The organism is Lactococcus lactis, from assembly GCF_029023865.1.
GTDB classification, from domain to species: domain Bacteria; phylum Bacillota; class Bacilli; order Lactobacillales; family Streptococcaceae; genus Lactococcus; species Lactococcus lactis.
Window position 1 is genome coordinate 475,675 of sequence record NZ_CP118969.1, and the last position, 17,294, is coordinate 492,968.

Below are 17,294 nucleotides of genomic sequence, written 5' to 3' on the forward strand. Positions count from 1 at the left end.
CAACGGAAATAGAAAGTTATATAATTTTTATATTCCAAAAAATATACTTTTTCATAAGTTTATTCTAAAAACATATTTTTAAAAGCGTCTCTACCCAAGGCGCTTTTTTTATTTTCCAAATTAAACCTAATCGTCCATTAATAGTCCGTAAAACCACAATATACATTGATACATAGCGATTTAATCGTCCATAGATTCGCACATCTTTATTTTCCGAATTAAATCCAGCTGTTTCACTTTATGCAACATCTTCATTATCCCTGACCTCAGCAATATTTGGTATTATGCGGTTTGTGAGTTTGTGACCCTCATTTTTGATGGTCGCAAAATATGATATAATATAAGTGAGAGGATAGCAGTACTAGACTGTTATACGGAGTGTACGATAAATGCGTACATTTCGGTTCTTTAGCTCAGTTGGTAGCTAACCGTTCGGTCGCTGGTTCGAGTCCAGCAAGAACCATAAAAATGTATATTAAAATAGTAGAAACTTCTAAAAGGAGTTTTTTTAGTTACGTTAATTAAAATAAAAAACTGTATATCTTAGATATACAGCCTCTTGCCCGACAAAAATTAGTTACGTTTTTAGTTACGTTTTAGAAGTAACTCATAGGTATTCATTAGTACAATAATTTTTATAAATCCCACAAAACAAGGTTTAGCGGTATCTATTGACATTTATTGACACAGTATGCCATAATAGCTCTATGACAAAAAATGCAAGACAAACCGCACTCGATGTATTGAATGACATTTTTGGCAATGATGCTTATGCCAATATTTCATTGGATCGAAATTTGCGAGATTCTGAACTATCCACAGTTGATAAAGCTTTTGTGACTGCCCTTGTATATGGAGTGGTTTCTAAAAAGGATTTATTGGAGTGGCATATTACTCCCTTCTTGAAAAAAGAACCAAAACCTTGGGCAAAAATGCTCCTATTGCTTACAGTTTATCAAATCTTATTTATGGATAAGGTCCCAACTTCGGCAGCAGTAGATGAAGCAGTCAAAATCGCTAAACGTCGTGATGGTCAAGCGACGGCTAACTTTATCAATGCTGTGTTACGTAATTTCATGCGTTCTGAACATCGAAATGAAGAACCAAAGGATTGGGAAACAAAATATTCAATGCCCAAACTTTTATTGGATAAAATGGTTCGTCAATTTGGTGGAAAAAGAACAGGAGAAATTTTAGAAAGTCTTGAAAAGCCAAGTCACGTTAGCTTACGAAAAATTGACCCAACCGTAGAAATTTCAGGAACTCGTGCTTCTCTACTGACAGAAAGTGCTCTAATTGCTGACAGTGGAAATTTTGCAATGACAGAAGAATTTCAATCTGGCAGAATTACGATTCAAGATGAAACAAGTCAATTAGTTGCCCCTCAACTTGATTTAGAAGGAACAGAAGAAGTTCTTGACGCTTGTGCAGCTCCTGGTGGTAAAAGTACTCATATGGCTCAATATTTAACAAGTGGCCATATCACAGCACTAGATTTATATGATCATAAACTTGATTTAATTAATCAAAATGCAGAGCGTCAACATGTTGCGGATAAAATTACTACTCAAAAAGCCGATGCGACAATGATTTTTGAAGAATTTGGTTCAGATAAATTTGACCGAATTCTTGTGGACGCTCCGTGTTCAGGTATTGGATTAATTCGACGCAAACCAGATATTCGCTACAGAAAAGAAAGTTCGGATTTTGTTGATTTACAAAAAATTCAGCTAGAAATTCTGAACAGCGCCTCGAAAAGCCTGAAAAAAAGTGGTATAATGGTATACAGTACTTGTACAATTTTTGATGAAGAGAACTTTGACGTTGTTCGTCAATTTCTAGAAAGTCATCCTAATTTTGAACAAGTTGAAATTTCTAGCGATAAGGCAGATATGATTAAAGAAGGATGTATTTTTATTACTCCAGAAATGTATCATACAGATGGCTTTTTCATCGCGAAATTTAAGAAAATAGGCGAATAACTGCTGACAAATATTTTTTTTAATTCTGTCAGTAATTTTTAGACCTAAAAATAAAACTTTATTCTTGTTAAGGAGAAAAAGTGGAATACAGTATTTTATCAGATATCGGTTCAAAACGTAGTACTAATCAAGACTATGCCGGTACTTATGTCAACCGTGCAGGTTATCAGCTCTTTTTATTAGCTGATGGCATGGGAGGACACAAAGCAGGTAATGTCGCAAGTAAACTTACCGTAGAAGATCTCGGCAAACTTTGGTCAGAGACATTTTTTGATGCGGGAACACCAGAAGCAACTCTTGAGATTTGGCTAAAAAATCAAGTTCGTAATGAAAATGAAAATATTGCCAGCCTTGGAAAACTTGATGAATACCAAGGAATGGGAACAACTCTTGAAGCCTTGGTTATTAAAGCAGGAATGCTCGTTTCTGCCCATGTAGGTGATAGCCGAACTTATTTAATGCGCGATGGTGAATTAAATAAAATAACCACAGACCATTCTTTAGTTCAAGAGCTTGTAGATGCAGGGCAAATTACCGAAGAGGAAGCTGAAGTTCATACGAATAAAAATATCATTACTCGTTCACTTGGGCAAACTAGTGAAGTTCAAGCAGATATTCAAGTTTTAGAACTTCAAGTAGGGGACATTATTTTGATGAACTCCGATGGTTTAACAAACATGGTTTCAACTACCGAAATTATGGAAGTTTTAGAGCGGGAAGATTTAACTTTAGATAATAAATCTGAAGCTTTAGTTCGTTTAGCCAATGAACATGGAGGTTTGGATAATATTACCGTCGTTTTGATTAAGTATGATGAAACGTCAGAAAGCGAAACACCAACGCAGGAGGTTAGTTGATGATTCAAATCGGTAAAATCTTTGCCGATCGTTATCGGATTATCAAAGAAATCGGACGTGGCGGAATGGCGAACGTTTATCAAGGTGAAGATACTTTTCTTGGTGACCGCTTAGTTGCAATAAAAGTGCTACGTTCAAATTTTGAAAACGATGATATCGCGATTGCTCGTTTTCAGCGAGAAGCATTCGCCATGGCAGAACTTTCACATCCAAATATCGTAGGTATTTCTGATGTTGGTGAATTTGAAAGTCAACAATACATTGTCATGGAATTTGTTGACGGCATGACACTTAAACAATACATCAATCAAAATGCACCTTTAGCCAATGATGAAGCTATTGAAATTATTACTGAAATTTTATCAGCAATGGACATGGCCCATTCACATGGTATTATTCACCGGGATTTAAAACCACAAAATGTTTTAGTTTCCAGTAGTGGAACTGTAAAAGTAACGGATTTTGGAATTGCGAAAGCACTCTCTGAAACTTCACTTACTCAAACAAATACAATGTTTGGTTCGGTTCATTATTTATCACCAGAGCGAACGCGTGGTTCAAATGCAACTGTTCAATCAGATATTTATGCGATTGGAATTATTTTATTTGAACTTTTAACAGGTCAAATTCCATTTGATGGAGATTCTGCAGTTGCTATCGCTCTAAAACATTTCCAAGAGAGTATTCCAAGCATCATCAATCTCAATCCAGAAGTTCCGCAAGCTTTGGAAAATGTTGTCATTAAAGCTACAGCGAAAGATATTAAAAATCGCTATACTGATGTAGAAGAAATGATGACTGATGTGGCAACTTCAACGAGTCTTGATCGTCGTGGGGAAGAAAAATTAGTTTTCAATAAGGACCATGATGAAACAAAAATTATGCCTGCCAATCTAATTAATCCTTATGACACCAAGCCTCTGATTGATAAAAAAGAAGATAATGATTCACAAACAGATGAAAAAGCTGCAAGCTCAGAAGTAGTAAATAAAAACAAAAAATCTAAAAAAGGCTTGATTATTGGTCTTATTATCCTTCTTTTAGTTGTTGGCGGTGCTACTTTGGCTTGGGTTGTCTCAACACCAACTAATGTTAAGATACCTAATGTGACAAACTCGACGCTTGACCAAGCAAAAAGCAAAATTAAAGATGCAAAACTAAAAGTGGGAACAGTTCATAAACAACAAAGTTCAACGATTGCTGAAGGAAATGTTATCAAGACTGATCCAACTAGTGGAACAACCGTGAGATCTAATAGCTCCGTTGATATTTATGTTTCTACGGGAAATGAAGATATCATCAAAATGAAGGACTTTGTCGGTGAAAAGATTGATGAGGCGATGGCAACATTACTTAAGGATTATGGTATTGATGAAAGCCAAGTCACTCAAACTTCCGTTCCTAGTGATTCTTACCCAGCAGGTACAATCATTAAACAAAGCCCTAAAAAAGGTTCTAGTTTTGATACCAAAGGGAGTGAAAAAATTACCTTTGAAGTTTCAAGTGGAAAACAAGTTGAAGTTCCGGATTATAAACCGAACGGTCAATATATGACTTATTCACAGTATCAAGCTGCCTTAAAAGCTGCAGGATTCACTAATATTACACTAGACCCTCAAGCAACAACGAATCAACAAGCCGACGGTTATGTATATTCTGTTTATCCGACTGTTGGAGCGTCCGTTGATCCAACTCAAGAAATTGTAATCACTTATAGCGTCTATACTGCTCCAAGTTCAAGTTCAACAACTTCTGAATCAACAACGACGCCTGAAACTTCGTCAAGCACAACTTCAAGTACTTCAAGTTCTACAACAAGTCAGCCGTCAACAGATAACAACAATAGCAGCAAAGAATCTTCAACAACGTCATCAAGTAGTTGAGAAAAATAAACTAGGAATCTCGTGTTCCTAGTTTTTTGATAAATAAGTTAATTTACAAGAAGCTTGTAAAATTAGGCAAAAAAGTGTATCATGGTAGAGTAGTTTTTTACAACCCGTTCTTGGTTTCATGCTTGCCAAGCTGTCACTCGGACTGGGCAATACAAATAAAGGAGAAAAACTCATGGCAATTTCAAAAGAAAAAAAACAAGAAATCATCGCTCAATACGCTCGTAAAGAAGGCGATACTGGTTCACCTGAAGTACAAATCGCTGTATTGACTTGGGAAATTAACCACCTTAACGACCACATCAAATCTCATAAAAAAGACCACGCAACACAACGTGGTTTGATGAAAAAAATTGGTCACCGTCGTAACCTTCTTGGATACCTTCGTGGAAAAGACGTTCAACGTTACCGTGAACTTATCGCTTCATTGGGACTTCGTCGTTAATAAAAAAATGCCATATGGCATTTTTTATTTTTAAAGATTTTTTTCTTTTTCGATAGTAGCGCTAATAGCATCAATAACTGTTCCGATAAAATGGTTTTGTTCTAAACTTACCACACCAGCGACAGTAGTTCCACCAGGACTTGAGACTTTATCGACTAATGACCAAGGATTTTCACCACTTTGGAGAATCATTTCAGCTGAAGCACGAACCGTTTCGGCAACAATTGCTGTGGCTTGATCTTTAGGAATACCATGCAATACACCGGCACGTGCCATGGCATCAATGAACATATAAATAAAAGCAGGGCTTGAACCGGCAATTGCTGCAAATGTTGAAAAATCTTTTTCAGCAATTTCATGGACAGAACCAGTTGATTTAAAAATTTCTTGAACTGTAGCATAAGCAGAATCATCAACAAATTCATTTTTGACAATGGCCGATGTTGACTGACCGATTTGTGCATTGATATTTGGCATCACTCGGATGATTGGTTGATTTTCTGAATCAGCCAGATGTTTCAAGTCAGATAAAGTGAGTCCCGCTGCAATTGAAATTAATGTTTTGTCTTTAGTTAAATGATTGATTAATTTACTTAAAACAGAGGGAAGTACTTGAGGTTTAACTGATAGAATGATAAAATCAGATTCTTGAACGAGTTCTTCATGATTACTTGCAGCCGTAACATTAAGGGTTTCCGCTTGTTTTTGAGTTTTTGTTAAATTGTGTCCGGAAATGATGATTTTGAATTTATTTTTGTCAAGTCCAGAAATAATAGCTGTTGCCATTTTTCCAACTCCAATAAAACCTATTGTTTTCATAAATAAAATCCCTTCTTTTCTTTTCGTCCATTTTATCATAAAAAGTAATAATAAATCACTTTAGTAGCATCGTAAAATAAATCAGATTTTTTCTAAGTCTGAGTACTAGCTCGCATATTTAGCGCATATTGAGAGGATTTGAATTAAAAAGATAACGAAAATGCCCCTTGATTATGGTATAATTAGGTAAACATTTTATTTTATTTGTAATAATAAAGGAGAAATCTATGAATAAATTCGCAATTGTCTTGGCGGCTGGTAAAGGAACTCGTATGAAATCAGCACTTCCGAAGGTCTTACATCAAGTGGCTGGAAAATCAATGCTTGCTCATGTTCTTACAAGTGTTTCTGAGGTAGAAATTGCTAAAAATGTAGTGATTGTTGGTCATGAAGCGGATCGTGTGATTGCAACTTTACCTAAAGGGACTCAATTTGTGAAACAAGTTGAGCAATTGGGAACGGGTCATGCCGTTCGGATTGCTGCGGATTTATTGGCAAATGAAGATGGAGCAACTCTTGTTATTGCTGGTGATACACCATTAATTACTGGACAAACGTTAGAAGCACTTTTTGACTATCACTTTGCACAAAATGCAACAGCAACTATCTTGACAGCAATTGCACCAAATCCAACAGGATATGGACGAATTATTCGTGATGAAAATGGCTCAGTAGAAAAGATTGTTGAGCAAAAAGATGCGAATGATTTTGAAAAATCAATTACCGAAATTAATACTGGGACTTACATTTTTGATAATAAGTCACTTTTCAAAGCCTTGAATGAAATCACAACTGATAATGCCCAAGGAGAGTATTATTTAACAGATGTCATTGAAATTTTCAAAAAATCTGGTCAAACGGTAGCGGCTCATATCCTTGATGATTTTGACGAAAGTTTAGGAGTTAATGACCGTGTTGCCCTTTCACAAGCTGAGTTGACGATGCGCAAACGAATCAATCATCAACATATGGTGAATGGTGTAACTCTTATTGACCCTGCGACAACTTATATTGACAGTGAAGTAACGATTGGTGAAGAAACTGTGATTGAAGCAAATGTAACAATAAAAGGAAATACCTTTATTGGTAAAAATGTTTTGATTACAAATGGTAGCCGTATTGAAAATTCAGAAATTCATTCAAATTGTGAAGTTCGTAATTCAACGGTTGAAGAAAGCAGAATGAGTGTTGGAAGTAATGTAGGACCCTATGCTCATTTGCGTCCCGGAACTGTTTTGAGCGAAGAAGTTCATGTTGGAAACTTTGTCGAAATTAAAGGTTCAACGCTTGGTAAAGGTACAAAAGCTGGTCACTTAACTTATATTGGAAATGCAACGGTTGGTGAGAAAGTGAACTTTGGTGCTGGAACAATTACAGCAAACTTTGATGGTAAAAATAAATTCAATACTGAAATTGATGACTTTGCCTTTATTGGTTCGAATTCAACAATTATTGCTCCATTGCATATCGGTAAAAATGCCTTAACAGCAGCAGGATCTGTTGTAACAGAAGATGTACCAGATGAAGCAGTCGAAATTGGACGTGGAAAACAAGTGAATAAACTTGAACGTGCTAAAAAAATGCCACATTATCGTGGTCAATAATTAACAAATAAAAGAAAGAGTTTCTCCTGAAGCTCTTTCCTTCGATTTTGATGAGAAAACTATTCTTTAAATTATTTTAAAAAGTTTTCGGAAGAAAGGACACAATGTTAAATTTTGATGATAAAAAATTTGAAGAAAAAACTTTAGCTAGAGAAGAAATTTTTAGTGGGAAGATTTTTCATGTTGTAAAAGACGTAGTTTCTTTGCATGATGGACAAGAGAGTTTTAGAGAACTTGTTTTTCATAATGGAGGAACAGCGATTGCACCTGTTCACAACAATAAGATGATTTTAGTTGGTCAATATCGTAAAGCATTGGAAAAATTTATTTTTGAAATTCCGGCAGGAAAACTTGAAAAAGGTGAAGAAAAAGATCCCAAAGCTGCGGCCTTAAGAGAGCTCGAAGAAGAGACTGGATATCTGGCGCAAGATTTGACAGAAATTACAGCTTTTTATGGGACACCCGGTTTTTCATCAGAGAAAACATATGTCTATTTCTCATCAAATTTAACAAAAGTGGAACATCCAAAACCCGCTGATGACGGTGAGTTTTTGGAACAAATTGAAGTCACTTTAAGCGAAGCAAAAAAAATGATTGAACTTGAACAAATTGCGGATGCAAAAACAATTATGGCTATTTGGTATTGGGAAATGCAATATTTGAAAAAGGAGCTTGAAAATAATGCCTAAACCTCTTTTAACAGACGAAGTAATTGAACAAGCAAAACAGGATAAGAAAAATCTTGAACGCAGATTGCAAAGAGAGCTTGAAGAAGATACTGAAATCGCTGAAAAATACGATAGTATTGAGAAAAATTTAAGCAAAAATGCTGTTTATAAAAGTCGAAGAATTGAAAATGCCAAGGCTCAAAAACGTGGAAAAGCAATTAATAAATGGCTTTTCATCGTTACACTAATTGTTGTTCTATTGGCAGTAGCTTTCTTTTTGTACTACTTTTAGAGAGTAAAAAGATTAGAAAAAAGGTAAAAAAAATGAAAATAGGAATTATTTGTGCGATGGATGAAGAAATTCGCATACTTGTTGAAAACTTAGAAAATGCAGAAAAACATACTCGTCATGGTTTAGTTTTTCATACAGGTTCAATTGGCCGGCATGAAGTGGTCCTTGTCCAATCTGGAATTGGTAAAGTGATGTCTGCTTTGGCAGTTGGATTTTTGGTTGACATTTTTGATGTCGACGCCATTATCAATACTGGATCAGCGGGAGCAGTTGCTCAAGGTTTAGCAATTGGTGATGTTGTAGTTGCCGATAAACTTGCTTATCATGATGTTGATGTTACTGCTTTTGGTTATGCTTATGGCCAAATGGCTCAACAACCTTTATATTTTGAATCAAGTAAATATTTTGTTTCTGAATTGAAAAAAGTTTTAGAAAATGTGCATGTTGGATTGATTACTAGTTCAGATAGTTTTATCAGTAGCTCTAGTAAAATTGCTGAGATTAAAGAGCATTTTCCGGATGTTTTAGCCGTTGAAATGGAAGGGGCTTCTATTGCTCAAGCTGCAACAGTACTTGGAAAACCATTTGTAATTATTCGTGCGATGTCTGATACTGCTGACCATGATGCTAATGTTAATTTTGATAAATTTATTATTGAAGCAGGAAAAAAATCAGCTGAGGGCTTGATTCGTTTACTCGAAGAAATGGTATAAAATTGGAATCTATCTTTTGATAGATTTTTCTTTTTATGAGAACTAAGAGGAAGTGAAATGGGAGAAATCAAGGATAAAAGGTTAGAACTCTTAATTGAGGAAGTTAATATTTTTTTGAATAATGACCAATTGTTTGAGCACTGTTTAGCAGTGGCAAGGACGGCTGAGGCACTGACAGAAGAATTAACTGATTCTAATGAAAGACGTTCTCAAGCTTTTATAGCAGGACTTTTACATGATATTGGTGGAATTTATCCAAATGATCAAAGAGTAGAAAAAGCAGAAATTTTTAATATCGAATTACTGACAGAAGAGCGTGAATTTCCATTAATTATTCATCAGAAACTTTCTAAGTATTTGGCGAGTCAACATTTTAAAATTACTGACGAACAAGTTCTGTCAGCAATTGAATGTCATACTACCCTAAGAAAAAATTTTACAGAATTGGACTTGATTGTTTTTCTTGCTGACAAAATTAGCTGGGATGGTGGAGATAATGCGCCATTTAGGCAGGGATTACTGACAGCTCTGTCAGTAAATTTGCAAAGTGCGGCACTTTATTATATTAATTTCATTATTGATGATGGATTGAAAGTTGCCCACCCATGGCTTTTAGAAGCAAAGAAAGATTTAGAAAATCAGCTTTCCTAGCTGATTTTTTTGATAATTTAGATTATAATAGAAGAATGTAAAAAATAATAGAATATCATTATTCAAAATTGATAATGATTATTTTTATCGAAACTTTTGTCAGAAGTTTCGATTTATTGGGAGGTATTATGACAGTAACATCAGATTTCACACAAAAACTCTACGAAAATTTTGCAGAAAATACAAAATTGCGTGCGGTGGAAAATGCCGTGACTAAAAATGGTTTGCTTTCATCACTCGAAGTCCGTGGTTCACATGCAGCAAATTTGCCTGAGTTTTCAATTGACTTGACAAAAGACCCTGTAACGAATCAAAAACAATCTGGTCGTTGCTGGATGTTTGCTGCTTTGAACACTTTCCGTCATAAATTTATCAATGAATTTAAAACAGAAGATTTTGAGTTTTCACAAGCTTACACTTTCTTCTGGGATAAATATGAAAAATCAAACTGGTTCATGGAACAAATTATTGGTGATATTGAAATGGACGATCGTCGTTTGAAATTCCTTTTACAAACACCACAACAAGATGGTGGTCAATGGGATATGATGGTTGCAATTTTTGAAAAATATGGAATTGTTCCCAAAGCTGTTTATCCTGAATCACAAGCTTCAAGTAGCTCACGTGAATTGAATCAATACTTGAATAAACTACTCCGTCAAGATGCTGAAATTTTGCGTTATACAATTGAGCAAGGTGGAGATGTTAAAGCAGTTAAAGAAGAACTTTTACAAGAAGTCTTTAATTTCCTTGCGGTAACTTTAGGTTTGCCACCACAAAATTTTGAATTTGCTTTCCGTAATAAAGATAATGAATACAAAAAATTCATTGGTAGTCCAAAAGAATTTTACAATGAATATGTTGGAATTGATTTGAATAATTATGTGTCAGTAATCAATGCTCCAACTGCTGACAAACCTTATAATAAGAGCTACACAGTTGAGTTTCTTGGAAATGTTGTCGGTGGTAAAGAAGTGAAACATTTGAATGTTGAAATGGACCGCTTTAAAAAATTGGCCATTGCCCAAATGCAAGCTGGTGAAACAGTTTGGTTTGGTTGTGACGTGGGCCAAGAATCAAATCGTTCAGCCGGACTTTTGACAATGGATTCTTATGATTTCAAATCTTCATTGGATATTGAATTTACTCAAAGCAAAGCAGGACGTCTTGACTATGGTGAGTCGTTGATGACGCATGCCATGGTTTTAGCGGGTGTTGATTTAGATGCTGACGGAAATTCAACTAAATGGAAAGTTGAAAATTCATGGGGTAAAGATGCGGGTCAAAAAGGATATTTTGTTGCCTCTGATGAATGGATGGATGAATATACTTATCAAATTGTTGTCCGTAAAGACCTTTTAACTGAAGAAGAATTGGCTGCTTACGAAGAGAAACCTCAAGTACTTCTACCATGGGACCCAATGGGTGCTTTAGCTTAATTTGCAAACAAAGAACATTTAACTTTAGGTTAAATGTTTTTTTATTGACTTAAAGTTCACTTCAAGTGTTAAAATAAAAGAATGAATATAAAAAAAGCTGCTGAATTATCAGGGATAAAAACAGATAATATAAGGTATTATGAAAGAATTGGGCTGATTCCTAAAATTACACGGACAGAATCTGGAATAAGAAATTTTACAGAAGCTAATATTAGAACTTTGAAATTTGTCAAACACATGCGAGATGCAGGTGTGCAAGTTGAACCTTTGACCCGTTATATGGCATTAGTGAATGAGGGAAATCCCGGAACGAAAGAAGAAAGAATTGAAATTTTGAAGAACCAGGTTGAACAATTGAGAACAGAAATTATTGAAAAGCAATCTGCCTTGGATTATTTGACATTCAAAATTGAAAATTATGATGAAGTGATGTTGCCAAATGAAATTAATTTGAACCAAAGTTCAAAAGAAACAATCAAGATTTAAATAGGAAAAGAATAAATGGAACTTCGATTATTAAAATATTTTTGGGCAGTTGCAACTGCTGGAACAGTATCCAAAGCTGCTGAACAGTTATATATTACGCAGCCAACATTATCTAGACAAATTAAAGAACTTGAACGCGAACTAGATACACAACTTTTTATGCGTGATGGGAAAAAACTGATCTTAACTGAAGATGGACAATTTCTTAAAATTAAGGCCGAGGAAATTTTACAGCTGACCAGTAAAACAGTACAAGTTTTTGAAGACCGAAAAAATGCAGAATTATCTGGCCATCTGACGATCGGTGCTTTAGAAGGCTGGACAACTTCCAGTATCGCTAAAACGCTCCAAAGACTGACAAATAAATATCCGTCAATTACTTTTACAATTTTGTCAGGAAATGCTGATGATATCAAATGGAAGATTGACAACGGACTAGTTGATGTTGGTTTTTTGTTAGAGCCAACATCAACTGAAAAATATAATGTTGAAAAAATTGGCTTTCCTGAACGTTGGATGATGCTCACTCAATCCGATTCAGAACTTGCAGAATTAGATGAAGTAAGTCCAGAAATATTTAAAAAGCAAAGAATATTAATTTCAGAACGACCAGAAGTTCGTCAATTTATAGCCGATTGGGCAGGCTGCCAAGTGAGTGATTTAGAAATTATTGGCGGCTTTAATCTCGGTTTTCATCTTTTTGAAATTGCTCGTGCAGGAATTGGTGAAGCAGTTGTTACAGAAGGGGCGCTTATTCGAGATTACCCTGATTTAAAAGCTATTCCATTGAGTCCGGAAGTGAAAACTTTAAGTGTGCTTGCTTGGAAAAAAAATATTCCACTGACTCCTCTTACAAGAGCATTTATTAAGCAATATCTTCAAGATAATGAATAAAAAGTTACTGACAGAAATTAGAGCATATTTGTAAAGACTTAAGTCTCAACAGCTATTCTCAGAAAGCTCTGTCAGTAACTTTTTTGTCAGTATTATGCTCGCAAAGCATAATAATAACTAAAATAAGCATTTCTAATCAGTGAATTTTTATTTTAAAATAAATCTATGAAAAATAAAAAAACATTTGGTCTTATCCTTTTTATTATTTTGTTTTCCTATTTCCTTATTTTAATGGATAACTCAATAATATTTACAAGTAGCTTAAAAATTTCTCAAGATTTAAAAATGAATGAATCAACTTTATCTTGGGTTTCTAATGCTTATACGATTACGTTTGGTGGTTTTCTTTTATTAGCAGGACGCCTGGGTGATTTATTAGGGCGAAAAATAATTTTCCTTCTTGGACTTTTCATTTTTGGATTTTCTAGTTTAGTTGTCGGTTTGTCAACTTCTTCAGAAATGATGATTATTGCCAGAGCAGTTCAAGGGATTGGTTCGGCTATTCTTGCTCCAACAAGTTTAGCTTTATTAATGGATACATATAAAGGGGATTTAAGAGTTAGAGCTATCTCATATTATGGAGCAACTGCGGGAATTGGCTCAAGTTTTGGACTTATTCTAGGCGGCTGGCTCACTTCGGCTCTTTCATGGCGTGTTGGCTTTTTATTAAATGTTCCTTTTAGTTTATTATTAATTAATCTAACTCTTGTTAATGTTCATCAAAGCGATATCAAAGCTAGCAAAATTGACTTTTTGGGAAGTTTTCTGTCAGTCCTTATCTCAGTCCTATTTGTTTTCGGAATTACGGTAAGTAATTTGTTCATCATTATCCTCTCATTCATTTTAATTATCTTATTTATACTTTGGGAAAAAATGTTAACTTATGCATTAATTCCTTTAGAATTATTTAAAAATAAAGTACGGACGGGTTCGTATGTTGCACGCTTTGCCTTTATGATGGCAATGTTGACTTACTGGTTTATTCTGCCGCAGATTATGCAAAAAATGTATCATTTTTCACCATTGCAATCCGGACTTGCTTTTCTTCCTTTAACAATCGTAAATTTTATCGCGGCTCTTTTTCTTCCTAGATTAACTAGAGCATTAGGAAATAGTAAAGTAATGATCCTAGGACAAGTGATTTTACTGACAGGAATGATTTTGTCATTAGTTTCGCAACCAGAATGGGGATATTTCTATGCGATGATTTTTCAAATGATGATTATTGGATTAGGGCAAGGTTGGCTTCTTGCTCCGCTGACGGCAGCGGGAGTAGAAGAGGTCAGTCCAGAATTATCAGGAGCTGCATCAGGTTTGACAAATATGATGCATCAACTTGGAGGACCTGTTGGTTTATCTATTGTTGTGTTATTTAGCTCAAATATTGTTGACTTAAGTGCTTATTATCATTTGGTCATGGGATTCATCACCGCTTTTCTATCAGTAGGCCTTCTTGTCTTAATTTTTACTAGACCAGACAATAATAAAAAATAAAAGGAGAAAAAATGCAAACAAAATTAACATTAAATGATGGCAATGTCATTCCCCAATTCGGTTTGGGACTTTATCAGCTTCCAGAAGGAACAGAAACGCAAAATATTGTAAAAACTGCCTTGGAATTAGGTTATCGTCATCTGGATACGGCACACGCTTATCAAAATGAAACTTCTGTCGGTCAAGCAATTCAAGACTCAGAAATTTCAAATTCTGAAATCTGGATTACAAGCAAGCTTTGGCCTTCTGATTATGAGCAAGCGCCAGAAGCAATTGAGCGAATGCTAAAACGCCTAAAAGTTGAACAAATTGATTTACTCTTATTGCATCAACAGGTTGGAAATTATCGAAAAGCATGGATTGCTTTAGAAAATGCTGTAAAAGAGGGACAGGTGAAATCAATTGGAATTTCAAATTTTGATGGAGAAAGATTAGTTGATTTATTTAATTTTGCTGATATCAAACCGAGTGTCATTCAAGTAGAAACTCATCCTTATCATCAACAAGTAGAATTACAGGAATTTTTGAAACCTTATGGTACAAAAATTGAAAGTTGGTATCCTCTGGGACATGGCGATAAAAACTTACTTGAAGAAAAAATATTTAAAAAAATGGCTAAAAAATATAATAAAACAGTCGCACAAATCATTTTGCGTTGGCATATTCAAGAGGGAATTATTGTTTTTCCACGCTCAACGCTAAAAGAACATTTAGCAGAAAATATAAATATTTTTGATTTTGAATTATCCTGCTCCGAAATAAAAGAAATTCGTAAATTAAATAAAAAACAACCTTATTTTACGATGACCTATGAGGAGCAAGAAAAAAACTTTTTGTCATGGAAACTAGAAGACTAAAGCACAGTTTCTCATGCTTTTATGCAAAAGTGATATACTTTAGAGAGTTAGAACTTTTAAAACAAAAAATAAAATCAAGCCTAGATAGTCTTGATTTTTTCTATATTTCATTGAAAAAAGGAGAATGTGATGAAAAAAATTGCAATTATTGGTGGCGGAATAATCGGTATGACCTTAGCCAATTATTTAGATACTGATAAATTTGATATTAGTCTTTTTGATGATGAAAAAAATCAGGCAACTAAAGCAAGTGCTGGGATTATTTCTCCTTGGCTTTCTAAAAGAAGAAATAAAAAATGGTATCAATTGGCAAAAGATGGTGCAGCTTTTTTTGAAAAAATGAAAAATGATTTTGAGTTAACTGAAGATGTTTATGAAAAATGTGGCACTCTTTTTTTGCGACAAAAATTAGACTTAATTGAGTTAGAAAAGTTGGCAATTGAAAGAAAAAAAGAAGCTCCCGAGATGGGTGAGATTAAGAGACTCTCGGAGGAAGAAACTGTTGCTTTATTTCCATTATTAAAACCAAGAGAAAGTTTGTATCTTTCAGGAGGTGCAAGATTAGATGGAAAAGCTTACTTATCGTCATTAAAAAAGCGAGCTCAAAAAAGAGAGGTCAAATTTTATTCAGAGCGGGCAACAATTGCTCGAGCGTTAGATAAATGGCAAGTCATTCATGAAGGTGTGACGGAAGTGGTAGATGATTTAGTTTTATGCCCGGGGCCAGCTTTAAAAGAACTTTTGGAATCAATTGGCACACAAGTGGATGTCAAGCCACAAAAAGGACAATTAATTTCATTTCAAACGGATTTTGAAACAAAAAATTGGCCAGTTTTATTTTTAGAAGGGGCTGCAGATATCATTCCTTTTCAAAATGGTCAAGTTCTTTTGGGAGCAACCCATGAAAATGAAGAGGGTTGGGATTTGTCAGAGAGTCAGGAAGCTTTTGAAAGCTTGACAGAGGGGGTCAAATCTTACTTATCAGATACAAAACTAATTGACTTTCCATATCATTATCGTGTGGGAACACGTGCTTATTCTTCAGATTTTTCGCCTTTTTTTGGTCCGCACCCTGACTTTTCTTCATTAGCTTTTGCCAGCGCTTTGGGGTCATCTGGATTAACTACTGGTCCTTATATCGCCTATTTACTTGCCCAATATTTTAATCATCCAGAAATTTCTTGGGATAGTTCAAATTATCAAAAAGACATAAAAAATTATATTAATATAGAAAAAACGAGCAATTAAAAGGCTTATTATCACACTAAAAAATTATGTAAATCATCAGAAGAGGAACTTTTGGTGTTTTACATAATTTTTTTGTCAGATACATAATGAGCCAGAGTAACGAATTGAGTCAGGTTTTTTTGTCTAAAAATGATATAATGATTTCATGGAAAATACAGATTTGATTTACGGACTACATGCGGTCACGGAAGCTTTAAATGGAGACCTTGTCAACAAACTTTACGTTCAAGAAGATTTACGTGGTAAAAATGTTGAAAAAATAAAAGAATTAGCACGACTTAAAAAAGTTAATATTTCATGGACACCCAAAACAGAATTAAATAAATTAACAGAAAACGGTGTTCACCAAGGCTTTATGGCAAGAGTGTCCGAATTTGCTTATGCAGATTTAGAAAAGATTCTCCCAGCATTAGCCGAGAAATCTGATGCCACAATTTTAATTTTAGATGAGTTAACAGATCCTCATAATTTAGGGTCAATTGCTCGGACAGCTGATGCTACAGGAGTCGATGCAATTATTATTCCTAAACACCGAGCCGTTGGAATTACTCCAACGGCTGTCAAAGCTTCAACGGGTGCTTTACAACACGTCCCTATTGTCCGTGTTACTAATCTTTCTCAGACCTTGGATAAACTTAAAGCTGCTAATTTCTGGGTTTTTGGAACGGACATGGACGGCACAGTTTACAGTAAGTGGAATACCAAAGGTAAAGTTGCCTTGATTATCGGAAATGAAGGACATGGAATTGGTCAAAATCTCAAAAAACAAGTTGATGAAATGATTACAATTCCAATGACAGGACACGTTCAAAGTTTAAATGCATCAGTAGCAGCAAGTATTTTGATGTACGAAATTTTTAGAAATCGACTATAAAAAATACTGATGAAAGCTTTAGCGCTTGGAATCATTAAAGCCCAAACGTGTGACTAATCTGTCAGTAAATTCAAGATATTAT

At 34.7% G+C, this 17,294-nt stretch carries 17 protein-coding genes and 1 tRNA gene; 17 read left to right on the plus strand and 1 reads right to left on the minus strand.

Going from position 1 to position 17,294, the window contains the following annotated elements; translation table 11 throughout:
* Positions 1 to 402 precede the first annotated feature (402 nt).
* The 5 genes from PYW37_RS02545 to rpsO all read left to right on the plus strand — a co-directional run bounded on the left by PYW37_RS02545 (position 403) and on the right by rpsO (position 5,173).
* Positions 403 to 463: transfer RNA gene (locus PYW37_RS02545), tRNA-OTHER, on the plus strand.
* A 244-nt stretch (positions 464 to 707) separates the two neighbouring features.
* Complete coding sequence (gene rsmB / locus PYW37_RS02550; protein WP_014570715.1) at positions 708 to 1,982, plus strand: 16S rRNA (cytosine(967)-C(5))-methyltransferase RsmB; 1,275 nt, start codon at positions 708 to 710, stop codon at positions 1,980 to 1,982.
* An 80-nt stretch (positions 1,983 to 2,062) separates the two neighbouring features.
* Positions 2,063 to 2,839, plus strand: coding sequence for a Stp1/IreP family PP2C-type Ser/Thr phosphatase (locus tag PYW37_RS02555; protein ID WP_025017099.1), 777 nt, complete (start codon positions 2,063 to 2,065; stop codon positions 2,837 to 2,839).
* Positions 2,839 to 4,722, plus strand: a complete 1,884-nt coding sequence (pknB, locus tag PYW37_RS02560) for a Stk1 family PASTA domain-containing Ser/Thr kinase (RefSeq protein WP_025017100.1) — start codon at positions 2,839 to 2,841, stop codon at positions 4,720 to 4,722. The genes PYW37_RS02555 and pknB overlap by 1 nt, the downstream gene beginning before the upstream one ends.
* Positions 4,723 to 4,903: 181 nt before the next feature.
* Positions 4,904 to 5,173: a 30S ribosomal protein S15 gene (rpsO, locus tag PYW37_RS02565; protein ID WP_010906184.1), complete on the plus strand. Its 270-nt coding sequence runs from the start codon at positions 4,904 to 4,906 to the stop codon at positions 5,171 to 5,173.
* Positions 5,174 to 5,203: 30 nt separating this feature from the next.
* On the opposite strand, the gene proC is transcribed toward rpsO, so the two are convergent.
* Entirely contained in the window at positions 5,204 to 5,992 is a 789-nt protein-coding gene (proC, locus tag PYW37_RS02570) for a pyrroline-5-carboxylate reductase (protein WP_012898440.1), read from the minus strand.
* A gap of 227 nt (positions 5,993 to 6,219) precedes the next feature.
* Here proC and glmU point away from each other — a divergent pair, with 227 nt between their 5' ends.
* From glmU to rlmB, 12 genes are all read left to right on the plus strand, one after another.
* Positions 6,220 to 7,596, plus strand: coding sequence for a bifunctional UDP-N-acetylglucosamine diphosphorylase/glucosamine-1-phosphate N-acetyltransferase GlmU (gene glmU, locus PYW37_RS02575; RefSeq protein ID WP_025017101.1), 1,377 nt, complete (start codon positions 6,220 to 6,222; stop codon positions 7,594 to 7,596).
* Between the two features lie 104 nt (positions 7,597 to 7,700).
* Entirely contained in the window at positions 7,701 to 8,285 is a 585-nt protein-coding gene (locus tag PYW37_RS02580) for an NUDIX hydrolase (protein ID WP_012898439.1), read from the plus strand.
* Positions 8,278 to 8,556, plus strand: a complete 279-nt coding sequence (gene macP / locus PYW37_RS02585; protein ID WP_003130796.1) for a cell wall synthase accessory phosphoprotein MacP — start codon at positions 8,278 to 8,280, stop codon at positions 8,554 to 8,556. The genes PYW37_RS02580 and macP overlap by 8 nt, the downstream gene beginning before the upstream one ends.
* A 32-nt stretch (positions 8,557 to 8,588) precedes the next feature.
* Positions 8,589 to 9,269 carry a 5'-methylthioadenosine/adenosylhomocysteine nucleosidase gene (locus PYW37_RS02590; RefSeq protein ID WP_023189755.1) on the plus strand — a complete coding sequence of 227 codons (681 nt, stop codon included), beginning with the start codon at positions 8,589 to 8,591 and terminating at the stop codon, positions 9,267 to 9,269.
* Between the two features lie 57 nt (positions 9,270 to 9,326).
* Positions 9,327 to 9,920, plus strand: a complete 594-nt coding sequence (gene yqeK, locus PYW37_RS02595; protein ID WP_025017102.1) for a bis(5'-nucleosyl)-tetraphosphatase (symmetrical) YqeK — start codon at positions 9,327 to 9,329, stop codon at positions 9,918 to 9,920.
* A 128-nt stretch (positions 9,921 to 10,048) separates the two neighbouring features.
* Positions 10,049 to 11,359: an aminopeptidase C gene (gene pepC, locus PYW37_RS02600; protein WP_025017103.1), complete on the plus strand. Its 1,311-nt coding sequence runs from the start codon at positions 10,049 to 10,051 to the stop codon at positions 11,357 to 11,359.
* Between the two features lie 81 nt (positions 11,360 to 11,440).
* Positions 11,441 to 11,845: a MerR family transcriptional regulator gene (locus PYW37_RS02605; protein ID WP_023189759.1), complete on the plus strand. Its 405-nt coding sequence runs from the start codon at positions 11,441 to 11,443 to the stop codon at positions 11,843 to 11,845.
* A 15-nt stretch (positions 11,846 to 11,860) separates the two neighbouring features.
* Entirely contained in the window at positions 11,861 to 12,739 is an 879-nt protein-coding gene (locus tag PYW37_RS02610; RefSeq protein WP_025017104.1) for a LysR family transcriptional regulator, read from the plus strand.
* 165 nt (positions 12,740 to 12,904) lie between these two features.
* Complete coding sequence (locus PYW37_RS02615; RefSeq protein ID WP_025017105.1) at positions 12,905 to 14,233, plus strand: MFS transporter; 1,329 nt, start codon at positions 12,905 to 12,907, stop codon at positions 14,231 to 14,233.
* Between the two features lie 11 nt (positions 14,234 to 14,244).
* Positions 14,245 to 15,090, plus strand: a complete 846-nt coding sequence (locus PYW37_RS02620) for an aldo/keto reductase (RefSeq protein WP_023189762.1) — start codon at positions 14,245 to 14,247, stop codon at positions 15,088 to 15,090.
* Positions 15,091 to 15,219: 129 nt separating this feature from the next.
* Positions 15,220 to 16,338 carry an NAD(P)/FAD-dependent oxidoreductase gene (locus PYW37_RS02625; RefSeq protein WP_023189763.1) on the plus strand — a complete coding sequence of 373 codons (1,119 nt, stop codon included), beginning with the start codon at positions 15,220 to 15,222 and terminating at the stop codon, positions 16,336 to 16,338.
* A gap of 145 nt (positions 16,339 to 16,483) precedes the next feature.
* Positions 16,484 to 17,212 carry a 23S rRNA (guanosine(2251)-2'-O)-methyltransferase RlmB gene (rlmB, locus tag PYW37_RS02630; RefSeq protein WP_012898430.1) on the plus strand — a complete coding sequence of 243 codons (729 nt, stop codon included), beginning with the start codon at positions 16,484 to 16,486 and terminating at the stop codon, positions 17,210 to 17,212.
* Positions 17,213 to 17,294 lie beyond the last annotated feature (82 nt).